Origin of the sequence: Geminicoccus harenae, from assembly GCF_019800005.1 — a bacterium.
In the GTDB taxonomy this organism is placed as follows: Bacteria; Pseudomonadota; Alphaproteobacteria; order Geminicoccales; family Geminicoccaceae; genus Geminicoccus; species Geminicoccus harenae.
In genome coordinates, this window is record NZ_JABGCL010000007.1 from 108,026 (window position 1) to 122,875 (window position 14,850).

At 69.4% G+C, this 14,850-nt stretch carries 18 protein-coding genes; 9 read left to right on the forward strand and 9 right to left on the reverse strand.

Translation table 11 applies throughout. The annotated features are described in order from the left end of the window. Positions 1–11 precede the first annotated feature (11 nt). From HLA95_RS08330 to minE, 6 genes are all read left to right on the forward strand, one after another. Positions 12–905, forward strand: a complete 894-nt coding sequence (locus tag HLA95_RS08330) for a LysR substrate-binding domain-containing protein (RefSeq protein ID WP_222182973.1) — start codon at positions 12–14, stop codon at positions 903–905. Continuing rightward, positions 902–1,315, forward strand: a complete 414-nt coding sequence (locus tag HLA95_RS08335; protein WP_222182974.1) for a cupin domain-containing protein — start codon at positions 902–904, stop codon at positions 1,313–1,315. Before HLA95_RS08330 ends, HLA95_RS08335 begins: the two co-directional genes overlap by 4 nt. 73 nt (positions 1,316–1,388) lie before the next feature. After that, entirely contained in the window at positions 1,389–2,717 is a 1,329-nt protein-coding gene (trmFO, locus tag HLA95_RS08340; RefSeq protein ID WP_191061839.1) for a methylenetetrahydrofolate--tRNA-(uracil(54)-C(5))-methyltransferase (FADH(2)-oxidizing) TrmFO, read from the forward strand. A 121-nt stretch (positions 2,718–2,838) separates the two neighbouring features. After that, on the forward strand, positions 2,839–3,549 hold the full coding sequence (gene minC / locus HLA95_RS08345; RefSeq protein ID WP_222182975.1) for a septum site-determining protein MinC: 711 nt from the start codon (positions 2,839–2,841) through the stop codon (positions 3,547–3,549). A 56-nt stretch (positions 3,550–3,605) separates the two neighbouring features. Beyond that, positions 3,606–4,421, forward strand: a complete 816-nt coding sequence (gene minD / locus HLA95_RS08350) for a septum site-determining protein MinD (protein ID WP_191061964.1) — start codon at positions 3,606–3,608, stop codon at positions 4,419–4,421. Continuing rightward, on the forward strand, positions 4,418–4,711 hold the full coding sequence (gene minE, locus HLA95_RS08355; RefSeq protein ID WP_191061965.1) for a cell division topological specificity factor MinE: 294 nt from the start codon (positions 4,418–4,420) through the stop codon (positions 4,709–4,711). The genes minD and minE overlap by 4 nt, the downstream gene beginning before the upstream one ends. Positions 4,712–4,716: 5 nt before the next feature. On the opposite strand, the gene argE is transcribed toward minE, so the two are convergent. Then, positions 4,717–5,904, reverse strand: a complete 1,188-nt coding sequence (gene argE, locus HLA95_RS08360) for an acetylornithine deacetylase (RefSeq protein WP_222182976.1) — start codon at positions 5,902–5,904, stop codon at positions 4,717–4,719. 75 nt (positions 5,905–5,979) lie between these two features. Between argE and HLA95_RS08365 the strand changes: the two genes are divergently transcribed. Continuing rightward, the gene (locus HLA95_RS08365) at positions 5,980–6,453 is read left to right on the forward strand and encodes a CreA family protein (RefSeq protein ID WP_191062462.1); all 474 of its coding nucleotides are present in this window, start codon (positions 5,980–5,982) and stop codon (positions 6,451–6,453) included. 9 nt (positions 6,454–6,462) lie between these two features. Here the strand turns inward: HLA95_RS08365 and HLA95_RS08370 are convergent, their stop codons facing one another. Further along, positions 6,463–7,272, reverse strand: a complete 810-nt coding sequence (locus HLA95_RS08370; protein ID WP_222182977.1) for a phytoene/squalene synthase family protein — start codon at positions 7,270–7,272, stop codon at positions 6,463–6,465. Positions 7,273–7,434: 162 nt separating this feature from the next. Here HLA95_RS08370 and HLA95_RS08375 point away from each other — a divergent pair, with 162 nt between their 5' ends. Continuing rightward, positions 7,435–8,040, forward strand: coding sequence for a superoxide dismutase (locus HLA95_RS08375; RefSeq protein WP_159713455.1), 606 nt, complete (start codon positions 7,435–7,437; stop codon positions 8,038–8,040). Between the two features lie 21 nt (positions 8,041–8,061). Here the strand turns inward: HLA95_RS08375 and HLA95_RS08380 are convergent, their stop codons facing one another. The 5 genes from HLA95_RS08380 to yajC are packed head-to-tail and all read right to left on the reverse strand — an operon-like array spanning position 8,062 to position 12,690. Next, the gene (locus HLA95_RS08380; RefSeq protein WP_191059874.1) at positions 8,062–9,249 is read right to left on the reverse strand and encodes an aminotransferase class V-fold PLP-dependent enzyme; all 1,188 of its coding nucleotides are present in this window, start codon (positions 9,247–9,249) and stop codon (positions 8,062–8,064) included. A 7-nt stretch (positions 9,250–9,256) separates the two neighbouring features. Then, positions 9,257–9,637, reverse strand: a complete 381-nt coding sequence (locus tag HLA95_RS08385; RefSeq protein ID WP_191059875.1) for an Mth938-like domain-containing protein — start codon at positions 9,635–9,637, stop codon at positions 9,257–9,259. A 13-nt stretch (positions 9,638–9,650) separates the two neighbouring features. Further along, on the reverse strand, positions 9,651–10,598 hold the full coding sequence (secF, locus tag HLA95_RS08390; RefSeq protein ID WP_191059876.1) for a protein translocase subunit SecF: 948 nt from the start codon (positions 10,596–10,598) through the stop codon (positions 9,651–9,653). A gap of 43 nt (positions 10,599–10,641) precedes the next feature. Further along, positions 10,642–12,276 carry a protein translocase subunit SecD gene (gene secD / locus HLA95_RS08395; RefSeq protein WP_191059877.1) on the reverse strand — a complete coding sequence of 545 codons (1,635 nt, stop codon included), beginning with the start codon at positions 12,274–12,276 and terminating at the stop codon, positions 10,642–10,644. Between the two features lie 12 nt (positions 12,277–12,288). Continuing rightward, positions 12,289–12,690 (reverse strand): preprotein translocase subunit YajC, encoded by a 402-nt coding sequence (gene yajC, locus HLA95_RS08400; protein WP_191059878.1) that lies wholly within the window; start codon positions 12,688–12,690, stop codon positions 12,289–12,291. A gap of 131 nt (positions 12,691–12,821) precedes the next feature. On the opposite strand from yajC, the gene HLA95_RS08405 reads away from it, so the two are divergent. Beyond that, positions 12,822–13,679 (forward strand): ATP-binding protein, encoded by an 858-nt coding sequence (locus HLA95_RS08405; protein WP_370467478.1) that lies wholly within the window; start codon positions 12,822–12,824, stop codon positions 13,677–13,679. Here the strand turns inward: HLA95_RS08405 and HLA95_RS08410 are convergent, their stop codons facing one another. Then, positions 13,680–14,237: an HD domain-containing protein gene (locus HLA95_RS08410; protein WP_408588381.1), complete on the reverse strand. Its 558-nt coding sequence runs from the start codon at positions 14,235–14,237 to the stop codon at positions 13,680–13,682. A 136-nt stretch (positions 14,238–14,373) separates the two neighbouring features. After that, entirely contained in the window at positions 14,374–14,811 is a 438-nt protein-coding gene (soxR, locus tag HLA95_RS08415; protein ID WP_222182979.1) for a redox-sensitive transcriptional activator SoxR, read from the reverse strand. Positions 14,812–14,850 lie beyond the last annotated feature (39 nt).

Below are 14,850 nucleotides of genomic sequence, written 5' to 3' on the forward strand. Positions count from 1 at the left end.
GGACCGGTCCGATGATCTCGCTGAAGGCGGTCCAGGCGTTCGCCGCGATCGTCCGTCATGGCAGCGTCGCCCAGGCCGCCGCCGAGCTCGGCGTGACCGGCTCGGCGCTGTCGCACCTCCTGCGCGACCTGGAAGCGCGGCTGGGCGTGCCGCTGTTCGACCGGGTCGGCCGGGGCCTGGTGCCGACCGAGGACGGCAGGCGCCTGGCCGATGCCGTGGTACCGGCGTTCGCCCGGATCGACCAGGCCCTGTCCGACTTCACCCGGCGCCGGGTGGAGCTCCGGATCAGCACGCTCTCGACCTTCGCCACCGCTTGGCTGATCCCGCGCCTGGAGCGCTTCCAGTCCAAGCATCCCGACATCGAGCTGCTGGTCGCCACCTCGACCAGGAATGTCGACTTCGACCGCGAGGCGTTCGACTGCGCCATCCGCTACGGCCAGGGCGACTGGCCGAACCTGCAGATGCAGAAGCTCTACGACGACGGGCTGGTGCCGGTGGCCAGCCCCGAGCTGGTGGCGCGGACCGGCCTGGAGACGCCGGCGGACCTGGCGAGTGCTAGGCTGCTCCACGCACGGGCCCGGCGCGGCGACTGGGACGTCTGGCTGGCGGCCGCCGGGGTGGGCGGCGTGGACACCAGCTCCGGGCCGGTGTTCGAGACCCGCGCCCAGGTGGTCCAGGCGGCGATCGGCCGGCTGGGCGTGATGGTGATCGACCCCTGGCTGGTCGCCGACGAGATCCGCCAGGGCCACCTGACCATGCCGTTCGGCCCGGTGGTGCCGCTGCCGGCCGCCTACTGGCTGGTCTGGCCGCAGCGGCGCGGCCAGGCGCGGCCGCTCGCCGCCTTTCGTGACTGGCTGACGGAGGAGATCGCCATGGAACGGGCAAGCTTGGGGCAAGGCACTTGAGCACCGCACTCCAACCCGCGGCGATGATCGCCGCCGAGCCGGATACGCTGGCCCCGGACGGCTCGGAGATCCGCTTCCTGCCCCAGCTCAAGGGGGGCAGCATGGTCCATTGCCGCGTCCCGGTCGGCGGCACCACCCTGGCCGTGCGCCATCGCACCGTCGAGGAGCTCTGGTACGTGGTCGGCGGCGTGGGCGAGATCTGGCGCTCCATGGCCGGCGAGGAGCGGGTCGACCATCTGTGCGCCGGCACCGCGGTCACCATCCCGCTGGGCGCGCATTTCCAGTTCCGTTGCACCGGCGATCAGCCCCTGGACATCGTCATTGTCACCATGCCGCCCTGGCCCAACATGGAGGAGGCGGAGCGGGTGGCGGACCACTGGCCGGCGGCCGGGGCGACGCCTTCCGGGTGAGGCCGCAACGCATGTTTGCCCCGATCCGCGCCAGGCGCTAAACGCTGCCACGGCAGATTCCGGGGGCAATGCGTTGCAGCCAGTGCAGGTGATCGGTGGAGGGCTCGCGGGCTCGGAGGCGGCATGGCAGCTTGCCCGGCAGGGCGTGCCGGTGGTGCTGCACGAGATGCGGCCGGTCGAGACCACGGCGGCGCACCAGAGCGGCCAGTTCGCCGAGCTGGTCTGCTCCAACTCGTTCCGTTCCGACGACCCCATGGGCAATGCGGTGGGCCTGCTCCACGAGGAGATGCGCCGGCTGGGCTCTCTCATCATGGCCGAGGGCGACCGGCACAAGCTGCCGGCCGGCGGCGCCCTCGCGGTCGACCGCGACGCGTTCTCGGCAGCGGTGACAGCCAGGATCGAGGCGGAGCCGCTGATCGAGGTCCGGCGCGGCCTGGTCCCTGCCCTGCCCGAGGCCGGGCTGACGATCGTGGCGACCGGCCCGCTCACCGCCACGGCACTGGCCGAGGACATCCGCCGCCATACCGGCGAGGACCAGCTCGCCTTCTTCGATGCGATCGCCCCCATCGTCCACCGCGATTCGATCGATTTCGACGTCGCCTGGTTCCAGTCGCGCTACGACAAGCCGGGTCCGGGCGGCGGCAACGCCGACTACATCAACTGCCCCCTCGACGAGGCGCAGTACGAGGCGTTCATCGACGCGCTGCTGGCTGCCGAGAAGGTCGAGTTCCGCGACTGGGAGAAGGCCACGCCCTATTTCGAGGGCTGCCTGCCGATCGAGGTGATGGCCGAGCGCGGCCGCCGCACCCTGGCGTTCGGGCCGATGAAGCCGGTGGGCCTGACCGACCCGCGCACCGGCAAGCGCCCCTACGCCGTGGTCCAGCTCCGCCAGGACAATGCGCTGGGCACGTTGTTCAACATGGTGGGCTTCCAGACCAAGCTGCGCCATGGCGAGCAGGCCCGGGTGCTCCGGATGATCCCCGGCCTGGAGAAGGCGGAGTTCGCCCGGCTGGGCGGCCTCCATCGCAACACTTTCGTCAACGGGCCCAAGCTCCTGGACCCGCAGCTCCGGCTCAAATCCCTGCCCCATGTCCGCCTGGCCGGGCAGATCACCGGTTGCGAGGGCTATGTGGAGAGTGCCGCGATCGGCTGGCTCGCCGGCTATTTCGCTGGTGCCGAGGCCCGCGGCGTGTCGCCGCTGCCCCCGCCGCCGGAATCCGCGCATGGTGCCTTGCTGGCGCACGTGACGGGCGGCGGCATGGCCGAGACCTATCAGCCGATGAACGTCAATTTCGGCCTGTTCCCGCCTTTGGAGGGCAAGGTGCGCAAGGACGGCCGCAAGGCGGCGCTGGCGACCCGCGCGCTGGCCGCGATCGACACATGGAACACAACCGCAAGGTGAGGAACGCGCGGGCGCTTGTGCGGCGTCGAAAAGCGTCTACGGTGCGGCTCATGCGCGGCTGGGATGCTCGCCCGGCCCGTAAAAACCCCTCCCGTCATGCGATAGTCGAACCGATAGCCTCATGTCGTCGCGCTCCCAGCCGTTCCAGATCCGCGGCAGCCTGCAGACGCTCCTGTCCCTGCGGCTCGTCGAGCCGCACGACCCGGAATTCTTCGCCAAGTTCCTGGACAAGATCGCGCACAGCCCGGATTTCTTCCGCAACGCACCGATCGTGATCGATGCCGCACCCGTGGCGAGCCTGGCGCCGATCGACTTCGCGGAGCTGGTGACGAGGCTGCGCGAGCACCGGATCATCCCGGTGGGCCTGCAGAACGGCTCGCCCGCGTGGAACGAGGCCGCGATCGCGGCGGGCCTGGCGATCCTGCCTGAGGGGCGCCATGCCGAGCCGGCCCGGGCCAAGGAAGCCCCGGCCGCCCAGCCCGGCCCGGCCGTGAAGGCGACCTCGCCGGCACTGCTGATCACCGAGCCGGTGCGCGGCGGCCAACAGATCTATGCGCCCGACGGCGACATCGTGGTGGTGGGCCAGGTCGGCCACGGGGCGGAGCTGATCGCGGGCGGCCATATCCATGTCTACGGCTCGCTGCGCGGCCGGGCGTTCGCCGGCATCGATGGCGACGAGAGTGCCATGATTTTCTGCGACCAGCTCGATGCCGAGCTCCTGTCGATTGCCGGCATTCACCTGGTCAGCGAGCAGTTCGACGAACGGGTTCTGAAAAAGCGCGCCAAGGTGGCGTGCGACGGCGAGAAGCTGGTCGTGACCGCCCTGTCGTGACCCAGCGCCAGCCATAGCTGATCCATATCGTGCGATAGTGCCTCCGGGAGGGCCCCTTGTCCAAGGTCATCGTCGTCACCTCCGGCAAGGGCGGGGTAGGCAAGACTACCTCGGCCGCCGCGATCGCGACCGGTCTCGCTATGCGCGGGCACAAGACGGTCGTGATCGACTTCGACGTGGGCCTGCGCAATCTCGACCTGATCATGGGTTGCGAGCGCCGCGTCGTGTTCGACTTCATCAACGTCATCAATGACGGCGTCCGGCTGAACCAGGCGCTGATCAAGGACAAGCGGGTCGAGAATCTCAGCATCCTGCCGACCTCGCAGACCAAGGACAAGGAGGCCCTCAAGCAGGAGGGCGTCCAGAAGGTCCTGGACGAGCTGAAGGGCGAGTTCGACTACATCATCTGCGACAGCCCGGCCGGCATCGAGCGTGGGGCGATGATGTCGCTCTACTTCGCCGACGAGGCGATCATCGTGACCAACCCGGAGGTCAGCTCGGTCCGCGACAGCGACCGGATCCTGGGCATCCTGAACTCGAAGAGCCGCCGCGCCGAACTGGGCCTGGACGCGGTCAAGCAGCATCTCCTGGTCACCCGCTACGACGCCGAGCGGGTCACCAAGGGCGAGATGCTCAAGCTCGACGACATCGTCGAGATCCTGGCCATCCCGGTGCTTGGCGTCATACCCCAGTGCTCCTCGGTGCTCTCGGCCAGCAATGTCGGCATGCCCGTCATCTTGGACGAGAAGTCCAAGGCTTCCGACGCCTACAAGGATGCGGTATCGAGGCTGCTGGGCGAGGAAGTCGACCTGCGGTTCCTCCTGCCCGAGAAGAAGAGCTTCTTCGAACGTCTGTTCAGGAGGTCGGCATGAATCTGCTCGACCGGTTCTTCGGCCGGCAGCCGAAGAATACGGCTGTGGAAGCCAAGGACAGGCTGAAGATCCTGCTCGCCCACGAGCGGGTCACCACCAATGCGCCGGATTTCCTGCCGATGATGAAGCAGGAGATCCTGGAGGTGATCCGTAAATACATCGCGGTCGACAAGGACCAGGTGAAGGTCCACATGCAGCGACAGCAGGGCGTGTCCGTGCTGGAGCTGGAGGTGGAGCTGCCCCAGGGCCAGGGTCCTGCCGGCAAGAGCGCCAGCCTCAGCCTCGCCTGACCGCCTCAGTCCGGCTGGAGCGGCACTCCCCGGACGCTGGCGGCGATCAGCCCGTCCAGGAAGTCCTGGCAGCGGACGAGCTGTGCCTGGGTGATATGCTCGTTCGGCTTGTGCGCGACGCTCATGTCCCCTGGCCCGCACACCAGGGTCGGGATGCCGGCCCGGGCGATCACCCCGCCATCCGTGCCATAGGCGACCTTGCCGGCAGCCCCCGGCTCGGCCAGCTCCGCCACCAGCCGCCGGAATGGCCCGTCTTGCGCCGGCGCCAGGCCCGGATAGCCGATCAGCTCGGCAAAGCTTACCGACGCCTCCGGTGCAATCGCCCGCATCCCTGGCAGCATCTGCCGCTCGGCATAATCCTGGACCCGCGCCAGCCAGTCGGCAGGACGCTGCCCCGGCAGGGTGCGGAACTCGAAGGCGAACTCGCAGCGCTCGGGGATGATGTTGAGCTGGCCGCCCCCCTCGATCCGGCCGACCGAGGCGGTGGTGTGCGGCGGGTCGAAGCCTTCCGCGAACGGCCCGGCCTCCCGGCAGCGCCGGTGCAGGCCCTGGATGTGCTGGATCAGCTCGGCCGCCGCGATCACCGCGTTGACCCCCTGGTGGGTCAGCGCCGAGTGCCCGGCCCGCCCGGTGACGGTGCAGCGCCAGCCGCCCTTGCCCTTGTGCGCGTCGACCAGGCGCATGCCGGTGGGCTCGCCGACGATGCAGCCGGCCGGCAGGTCGTGCAGCTCGGCGCGCAGCCGCTCGACCAGGGCGGGGGCACCCTTGCAGCCCAGTTCCTCGTCATAGGAGACCGCCATGTGGATCGGCCAGTGCAAGGCGGCCGCCTGCATGGCCGGGACCTTGGCCAGCACGCAGGCGATGAAGCCCTTCATGTCGCAGGCCCCCCGGCCGATCAGCCTGCCGTCCTGCTGCACCAGGGTGAACGGGTCGCTGGCCCAGGCCTGGCCCGTCACCGGCACCACGTCGGAATGAGCCGAAAGGAGGACGCCCGGCCCGTCCTGGCGCCCCAGCGTGAACAGGAGGTCGGCCTTGGTGCCGGTCGGATCGTAGCCAAGCGACGCCGGCACCCCCAGCCCGTCCAGCGCGTCCTGGACATGGGTCACCAGGTCGAGGTTCGGGCCGCCCGCCACGGTGGGAAAGCCCACCAGCCGCGCCAGCCATTCCTCGGCGCCAGGCCAACTCGCAGACATGGAACCACCCCCTCGCGGCTCGGCTTGTGCTTCCGGTATAGAGACCGCCCCCGCCGTTCGCCAACCGGAGCCGCCATGCGCCTGTTCCTGCCGCTGCTGATCGCCCTGCCGCTCATGGCCGCCCCGGCTTTGGCCCAGGAAGAGGTCGGCGAGTTCAGCAACGACTGGACCGGCAACGGCGTCGTGGTCCAGGCCTTCCCCGACCCGGGCGTGCAGGGCGTGACCTGCCACGTCGCCAGCTTCTCGCGCGGCCTCATCGACCGGATGACCAAGGGCAACTGGTTCGAGGACCCGTCCAACTCCTCGATCGCCTGCCGCCAGACCGGCCCGATCGTGATCGGCGACATCGAGACCGACGAGGAGGGCGAGGACATCTTCAGCGAGCGCCGCAGCCTGATCTTCAAGTCGGTCGCGGTGCGGCGGATCTGGGACCAGAAGAACCAGACCATGGTCTACGTGGTCTATTCCCGGCAGGTCAAAGACGCCTCGGCCAAGCTCGGCATCTCGACCGTGCCGCTGTTCGGCCAGGACGTGCGCCGCGAGGAGTGAACGGGTCGCTCAGACCCTCAGCCCCTGCAGCACGAGCAGGCGCAGGGCCAGGAGCGGCGGGCGGCCGATCGCGGCGGCGGCGAACGGGTCGTGGTCCAGCCGGTCCAGCATCCGGAGCTGGTGGCGGGTGATCAGGAGCAAAGGCGTCGCCGGCTCGCCCCGGACTGGCCGGAGGCTGCGCAGCTCGTCCCGCGCCGCCAGCGCCACCACCGCCGCGACCTCGGCCAGGCCCGGCCCCGGCTTGCCCGCCAGCAGCGCATCGCGGCCGACCCCGTGCTGCCGCAGGAGGTCGTCCGGCAGCATGATCTGGCCGTGCCTCGCCAGATGGCCGGTGGCGCGCAGGATGCCCACCAGGCCGTAGCCCGTGCCGATCCGCCGGGCACGCTCCCGATCGCCGCCCGCGATCACCGCCAGGTTCTCCTGCAGCAGCCCGGCCGTGGCCCGGACATGCGCCAGCAGCTCGCCGAGATCGGCCACCGGCCGCTCGTCCAGCTCGCGCTCGCGGGCATCGACCATGGCGACCAGGGCCGCGTCGTCCAGTCCCGCCGCCTGGATCAGCGGCAGGGCTTCGGCCACCGGATGCCGGCGCGGCTGGCCCGCCCGCGCCTCCGCGATCGCCTCGCGCCACCATTCCAGCCGGATGAAGCCGGCCATCGGCTGGGTCACCTGCCCGGGGATCCGGCCGAGCTCCTGGTTCAGCGCCAGCAGGGCCGCCGCCGCCTGACGCTGGCCGGGCGCGGTCGGTACCAGGCACCAGAACCGGTCGGGGTCGTCGCGATGCAGGTCATGGGTGAGGCTGGCGTCGAGGCCGAGGTTCAACCGGGATCTCCTTGCCGGTTGTCCGGCGGGCCGGCCCTCAACTGGCGCGTGCCCACGGAACCCGCAAGGGTCGCGACATCTTTCCACACTGTCGACTCGCCCCTATGTAGCGGAGGCGAGACGAGCGTGGCTTGCCACGCCTCCACGTCGAGGGAAATTCCGATGGCCTTCACCCTACCCGAGCTGCCCTACGCGCATGATGCGCTCGCCCCCTACATGGGCGAGGAGACGCTGCAGCTCCACCACGGCAAGCATCACCAGACCTACGTCACCAACCTGAACAACCTGATCGCCGGTACCGATCTGGAGAACAAGTCGCTGGAAGAGATCGTGGTGATCTCCTCCAAGGACCCGACCAAGGCGGGTATCTTCAACAACGCCGGCCAGCACTGGAACCACAACCTGTTCTGGCGGACGATGAAGAAGGGCGGCGGCGGCAAGCCGGGCGGCGAGTTGCTCAAGCGCATCGAGCATGATTTCGGCGGGTACGAGACCTTCGCCGAGCAGTTCAAGCAGGCGGGCGTCACCCAGTTCGGCTCCGGCTGGGCCTGGCTGTCCCTGGATGGCGACAAGCTCAAGGTCTCCAAGACCCCGAACGGCTCCAACCCGCTGGTGGACGGCGCCACCCCGATCCTGGGCGTGGACGTGTGGGAGCACGCCTACTACCTCGACTATCGTAACCGCCGCCCCGACTACCTCGCGGCCTTCCTGAACCACCTGGTGGACTGGGAAGCGGTCGAGGCCGAGCTGGCCAAGGCTTCCGCCTGACCTGATCTCACCTGCCGGCGGTCACGCCGCCGGCAGGCTCCGGCACAGCTCGACCAGGCGGTCGACCTCGTCCTCGGTGTTGTAGTAGTGCGGCGAGGCCCGCACGAGCGGCGGCAGGCCGCGCGCCTCGGCATCCAGCAGCGTGCTGGCCGGCCCCGACACGCCGATCACGATCCCGGCTTCTGCCGCACGGGCGACCACCTGCTCGGCCGGGACACCGTCCAGGGTGAAGCTGACGATGGCGCCCGGCGAGCGGCCGAGATCGCGCAGCGTCACCCCCCTCACCTCGCCCAAGCCTTCCCGCAGCCGTCCGGCCAGCAGCCGGCAGCGCGCCATGATCGGGTCCAGCCCGATCTCCAGCGCATAGCTCACCGCCGCACCCAGCCCCAGCCGGGCTGCGTAGTTGTTCTCCCAGGTCTCGAAGCGGCGCGCGTCGTCGCGCAGGCGGTATTCGTCCCGCCCGACCCAGGGCGCTGCGAAATGGTCGATCATCGGCGGCTCGAGCCGGTCCAGGAGTGCCTTCCGGACATAAAGGAAGCCGGTGCCGCGCGGCCCGCGCAGGAACTTGCGGCCGGTGGCCGAGAGCAGGTCGCAGCCCAGTGCTGCGACATCGACCGGCATCTGGCCCACCGCCTGACAGGCATCCATCAGATAGGGGATGCCATGGGCCCGTGCGACCCTGCCGATGGCTTCCGCCGGGTTGGTCAGCCCGCCATTGGTGGGCACCCAGGTGACCGCGATCAGCCTGACCCGGTCATCGATCATCCGCTCCAGCGCCACGACGTCGAGCTCGCCCGCCCCATCGCTCGGCACCACCTCGATCAAGGCACCGGTGCGCCTGGCGACCTGCAGGAACGCCACGTAGTTGGCCGCATACTCGGCCTGGGCGGTCAGGATGCGGTCGCCTGGACGAAAGTCGTGGGCCAGAGCGTAGAAGCCCATCTGCCAGGCGACGGTGGCATTCTCGGTAAGGGCGATCTCCGCAGGCGACGCACCCAGCAGGGTCGCCACCTGCCCGTAGACCTGATCCAGCGCCCCGGCCTGCGCGTCGGCCGCGGCATAGCCACCGATCTCCGCCTCCAGCTCCAGATGCTCCCGCACCGCCCGGACCACCGGGACCGGCATCAGGGCCGAGCCGGCATTGTGCAGGAAGGCCCGCCGTGCCGCGGCCGGCGTGTCGGCGCGCACCCGCTGGAGGTCCAGGCCCATGGGAGGCTCAGTCGCCGACGGCGATGAGCGCCGCTGCCACCTTGCGGTCTTCCACCAGCAGGACGTTGAAGGTCCGGCAGGCGGCGGCCGTCGTCATGCACTCCACGACGATCCCCCGCTGACGCAGGCGCTGGCGCAGGCGCGGGTCGATCATCCGGAAGGTGGCGCCCGTGCCCAGCACCAGCACGTCGGGCAGGGCCGCCGCTTCCAGCAGCGGCGCCAGGGCGGCCTCGGTCACCTCGTCGAAGCTGCCCACCGGCCAAGCCTGGGTGACGGTCGGCCAGACCAGCACAGAGCCGGCATGCCGCTCGCCGCCGATCGTGAAGCCGTCCGCCTGGTAGGACTGGATGACCTGCCGGCCTTCCGGGACTAGGGGCGTGACTTCCAAGCGATCCTCTCCCTCAGCCCTTGGCAGTGGCCGGCGCAGCCTTGGCGGGCGTGGCGCTGCTGGCGCGCAGGTTCAGGTAGTAGAGCACCGGAGCGGCGATATAGATCGTCGAATAGATGCCGACGATCACGCCCACGATCATGATGACGGTGAAGTCGCGGATGACCGGGCCGCCCAGCACGAACAGCGCCAGGAGCGCCAGCAGCGTGGTCACCGCGGTAGCCAGCGTGCGGGCCATGGTCTCGTTGATCGAGCGGTCCAGCAGTTGCTCGATCGGCATGGCCTTGTAGCGCCGCAGGTTCTCCCGGACCCGGTCGTAGATCACCACCGTGTCGTTCAGGGAGTAGCCCACGATCATCAGCAGTGCCGCGATCGAGGTCAGGTTGAACTCCATGCCGGTAAAGGCATAGACCGCGAGCCCTGCCGAGACGTCGTGGACCAGTGCTGCCAAGGCACCCACGCCATACTGCCACTCGAAGCGGAACCAGAGATAGACCAGCACGCCCGCCACCGAGATCAGCACGGCCCAGACACCGTTCATCAGCAGCTCGCCGCTGACCTTGGGCCCCACGAATTCCTGGCGCTTGTAGACGATGCCCTCGCCGAACTCGGCGTTCAGCGCCTCCTTGACCTGCTCGATCCGGGCGCGCTGCTCGTCCTGATCCTCGCTGGCCTCCAGGCGGATCAGCACCTCACGGTCGCTGCCGGCGGTCTGCAGTTCGCTGGCGCCCAGGCTCAGCCCGTCCACGGTGGAACGCATGGCGGCCAGATCGGCACGCTCCGGCATCTCCACCTCGAGGACGGTCCCGCCCTTGAAGTCGATGCCGAAGTTCATGCCGTTGACCGCGATCAAGATCACAGTCACCACCAGCACCACCGCCGACCAGATGAAGAACGGCCAGCGATAGCGGAAGAACGGGACGTTGAGGTCGTCCGGGACCAGGCGCAGGCGGTGGGCCATCAGAAGCCGTCCTCGGTGGAGCGCTGGGCGATCATGGCACCCATCATATCGGAAGCACCTTCGGCCGGCGCCAGATGTACCAGTAGGCCACCACCATCCGAGTGAAGGTGACCGCCGTGAACATGGTGGTGATGATGCCGATGCAGTGGGTGACGGCAAAGCCCTTCACCGGCCCGGTGCCGAAGATGAACAGCGCGATGCCGGCGATGAACGAGGTGACGTTGCTGTCCACGATGGTCCGCATCGCCTCGGTGAAGCCGACGTCCAGCGCCGAGATCGGCGAGCGGCCGTTCTTCACCTCCTCGTGGATGCGCTCGTAGATCAGCACGTTGCTGTCCACGGCCTGGCCGATCACCAGCACGATGCCGGCAATGCCCGGCAGGGTCAGGGTGGCGCCGAGGAAGCTCATGGTGGCGAACACCAGGACCAGGTTCACCACCAGCGCCAGGTTGGCGATCAGGCCGAACACCGGGCCGTAATAGACCATCATGAAGGCGAACACGGCAATGCCGGCCACGATGGTGGCGAGGATGCCCGAGCGGATCGAATCCGCCCCCAGCTCCGGCCCGACCGAACGCTCCTCGATCACCTCGAGCGGGGCCGGCAGGGCACCCGCCCGCAGCAGGACCGCCAGCTCGGTGGCCGACTGGAAGGAGAAGCTGCCGCTGATGATGCCGGAACCGCCCAGGATCGGCTCGTTCACCCGGGGTGCCGAGATCACCTTGTTGTCCAGCACGATGGCGAGGAGCTGGCCGACATTCTGCTGGGTCGCCTGGCCGAACTTGCGGCCGCCCGCACTATCGAAGCGGAAGCTCACCACCGGCTCGTTGGTCTGCAGGGTCGGCTGGGCGTCGACCAGGCTCTCGCCGCCGACCACCACCTGGCGCTTGACCACGTACTGCATGGGCTGGCCGTCGACGCCCGGCTCGTTGCTGTCGAGCAGCATTGAGCCCGGCGGCAGCCGGCCGGCGCGCGCCTCGCTGACCGGCGTGTCCAGGTCGACGAAGTGGAAGGTGAGCTTGGCGGTCTGGCCCAGCAGGCGCTTGATCGATTCCGGGCTGCTCTCGCCCGGGACCTGGACGACGATGCGGTTCTCGCCCTGGCGCTGCACCGAGGCCTCGCGGGTGCCTAGCTCGTCGATCCGGCGGCGCACGATCTCCAGCGACTGGGTGACCGCCGCGGAGATCCGCGATGAGAGCCCCGCCTCGCTCAGCGCCAGCGTGATCCGGCCCTCGGCGGGCTCCCTTATGTCGAGCTCCATACCGCCGAGCGTGCCCGGCGCGAACATCGACATGCCCGACCCGCTGGTGGTCGCGACGTTCAACGGTGTCAGGGCCGCCATCGCGGCATCGCGCTGGCTGGGGTCGGTCAGCGTCAGGGTGACGGCGTTGCCGGTGGTGCCGAGGCCCTGGTAGCCGATCCCGGCACCGCGTAGTGCCACCCGGACCTCGTTGGTCAGCTCCTCCAGGCGCTCGCGGACGACCGCCTGGGAATCGACCTCCAGGAGGAGGTAGGCACCACCCTGCAGGTCCAGGCCGAGATTGATCTGGTTCTTGGGCATGAAGCCCGGCCAGCCGTCGACGGTGTCACGGCTGAACAGGTTCGGGAAGGAAAAGATCAAGCCCGCCAGGCAGACCAGCAGGACCAGCGTGACCTTCCAGGGCGACTGGTTGAGCACCGAAGGTTCGTCTCACTTCTTGCCGAGCAGCCTGCCGAACATGCCGCCGCTGGCTGCGGGCGCACCCTTGTCCTGGTTGGCCGGCGGCGGGGGCGTGTCGACATACTTGTCGGAGATGGTCGAGCGGACCACGTCGATCCGCACGTTGGGCGCAATCTCGACCGTCACCATGGGCTTGCCCTCCTCGGTGCGGACGATCGTGCCGACGATGCCGCCGCCGGTGATCACCTTGTCGCCGCGCTTGAGCGACGCGATGACCTCACGGTGTTCGCGCATCTTCTTCTGCTGCGGCCTGATCAGCAGGAAGTAGAAGACCACGAAGATCAGAACCAGCGGCAGCAGCGACACAATGTCGAATGCGCCACCGGCAGCCGGGGCCCCGGCGGCCTGCGCCAGAGCATCTTTCACGAACATCCACGCCTCGAAGCTTCGGTCGGACAATCGCGGCGGACCATAGGTTCAACGGTGGGCGTTGGCAACGACCGGGCCGTTGGCAATTCACGCGCAGGCCCGCTATGCCGGGCCCTGCCTTTCCCCATGCGTGAATGATGATGGACGCCGATCCCAACGTGCTCGCCCGCATCGCGGCCGCCCTCGAACGTCTGGCTCCCCCGCCGCCCGCCCTTCCCGACCTGTCGGCCGCCGACGCCTTCGTCTGGGAAGGCGGCTCGCTCCGGCCGGTGCGCAAGGTCGCCCGGGTCGAACTGGAGCTGCTCCAGGGTATCGACCGGGTCCGCGACATTCTGATCGACAACACCACCCGCTTCGCCAACGGCCTGCCCGCCAACAACGCCCTGCTCTGGGGTGCGCGCGGCATGGGCAAGAGCTCGCTGGTCAAGGCGATCCACGCCAAGATCAACCAGGACCGGCCCGGCAGCCTGCTGCTGGTCGAGATCCATCGGGAGGAGATCGAGAGCCTGCCGAGGCTGCTGGCGGTGCTGCGCGACAGCGGCCGCCGTGCGCTGATCTTCTGCGACGACCTGTCCTTCGACCAGGGCGAGACCAGCTACAAGTCGCTCAAAGCCGTGCTGGAAGGCGGGCTGGAGGGCCGGCCGGACAACGTCCTGTTCTACGCGACCTCCAATCGCCGGCACCTGATGTCCCGGCAGATGATCGAGAACGAGCGGCAGAACGCCCTGATCCCGAGCGAGGCGGTGGAGGAGAAGGTCTCCCTGTCCGACCGGTTCGGCCTGTGGCTGGGCTTCCACCCCTGCTCCCAGGACGTCTACCTCGCCATGGTCGAGGGCTATGTCCGCCGCCTCGGCATCCGGATCGAGCCGGACGAGCTGCGCCGCCAGGCGATCGAGTGGGCCACCACCCGCGGCGCCCGGTCCGGTCGCGTCGCCATGCAGTTCGTCCAGGACCTGGCCGGCCGCGAGGGCGTCTCGCTCGAAGGCGTCTGATCAGTCCGCCATCGCCCGGACCGTGGCGGCCAGCTCGTCCGCGAGCGGCCCGGGCAAAGTCGCCTGGAAGGCCCGGGCCAGGCCGTCATAGTACCACAGCGTCCCGTCCCGTCCGCCGGTGAAGCGGTCCCAGATCGCCTCGCCGACCTGCCAGCGATCCGCCAGGATCGCCCGGGCGTTGTGGGTCTTGTCGGCAAGCGAGACCAGCAGCGAGCGGGCCGGCTTGTGGTGCAGGCCCTCCAGATAGGCCGCCTTGCGCGTCCGCCAGGGCGGCTTCGGCTCCACCCAGGAATCGGTGCAGTCGGCGACGATCGCCGCCACCCCGGCACCGAACCGGCCCTCGATCGCGCGCAGCGTCGCAGCCCCGCCCTGGTCCTCCGCCGCGTCGTGCAGCAGTGCCGCGATCGCCTGGTCCTCGTCGCCGCCATGCTCGATCACCATCGCCGCCACCGCCAGGAGATGGGCCACGTAGGGGATCCGTGTCCCCTTGCGGAGCTGCGCCCGGTGCAGCCTGCTGGCGTAGCCCAGCGCATCGTCGAAGCGGTCGGTGGGAATCATCATGATCATGCGCCCGTGCTGCCTTGGGGCAGGCATGATCGTCCGTGGACCCGGACCGAAGCGAGCCGGTCGGGCAGGACAGCGCCATAGCCGGGGATGCCGCGGCGCTTCGGGACCTCTGCACGTGGCCGATCCGCTAGCCCGGGTCGAGCAGCCGCGGGCCCGGCCCCTCGGCGCCCAGCTCGTCCCTGGGGTTGCGCAGCGGGCAGGCCTGCATCGACAGGCAGCCGCAGCCGATGCAGCCGTCGAGCTGGTCGCGCAGCCGGGTCAGCCGCGTGATCCGCGCATCCAGGTCGGCACGCCAGGCCTGGGACAGTGCCTGCCAGTCGCTTGCATCCGGCGTGCGCCCCTCCGGCAAGGTGGCGAGCGCCGCCGCGATCGTCGCGAGCGGGATGCCGGCCCGCTGCGCCACCCGGATCACCGCGATCCGGCGCAGGATCTCGCGCGGGTAGCGCCGCTGGTTGCCGGCGGTCCGCCGGCTGCGGATCAGTCCCCGCGCCTCGTAGAAATGCAGGGTCGAGACCGCCACGCCGCTCCGTTCCGCGACCTCCCCCACGCTCAGCTCCCGCTGCATCGACGCATTTCCCCCTCTTGACCTCAACTTTACTCGAGG

Coding starts and splice junctions, on each gene's coding strand:
- HLA95_RS08330 (WP_222182973.1), top strand. CDS start 12: ATGATCTCGCTGAAGGCGGTCCAGGCGTTCGCCGCGATCGTCCGTCAT.
- minC (WP_222182975.1), top strand. CDS start 2,839: ATGTCGTCGCGCTCCCAGCCGTTCCAGATCCGCGGCAGCCTGCAGACG.
- minE (WP_191061965.1), top strand. CDS start 4,418: ATGAATCTGCTCGACCGGTTCTTCGGCCGGCAGCCGAAGAATACGGCT.
- argE (WP_222182976.1), bottom strand. CDS start 5,904: ATGTCTGCGAGTTGGCCTGGCGCCGAGGAATGGCTGGCGCGGCTGGTG.
- HLA95_RS08365 (WP_191062462.1), top strand. CDS start 5,980: ATGCGCCTGTTCCTGCCGCTGCTGATCGCCCTGCCGCTCATGGCCGCC.
- HLA95_RS08375 (WP_159713455.1), top strand. CDS start 7,435: ATGGCCTTCACCCTACCCGAGCTGCCCTACGCGCATGATGCGCTCGCC.
- HLA95_RS08380 (WP_191059874.1), bottom strand. CDS start 9,249: ATGGGCCTGGACCTCCAGCGGGTGCGCGCCGACACGCCGGCCGCGGCA.
- secF (WP_191059876.1), bottom strand. CDS start 10,598: ATGGCCCACCGCCTGCGCCTGGTCCCGGACGACCTCAACGTCCCGTTC.
- yajC (WP_191059878.1), bottom strand. CDS start 12,690: ATGTTCGTGAAAGATGCTCTGGCGCAGGCCGCCGGGGCCCCGGCTGCC.
- HLA95_RS08405 (WP_370467478.1), top strand. CDS start 12,822: ATGATGATGGACGCCGATCCCAACGTGCTCGCCCGCATCGCGGCCGCC.
- HLA95_RS08410 (WP_408588381.1), bottom strand. CDS start 14,237: ATGATTCCCACCGACCGCTTCGACGATGCGCTGGGCTACGCCAGCAGG.
- soxR (WP_222182979.1), bottom strand. CDS start 14,811: ATGCAGCGGGAGCTGAGCGTGGGGGAGGTCGCGGAACGGAGCGGCGTG.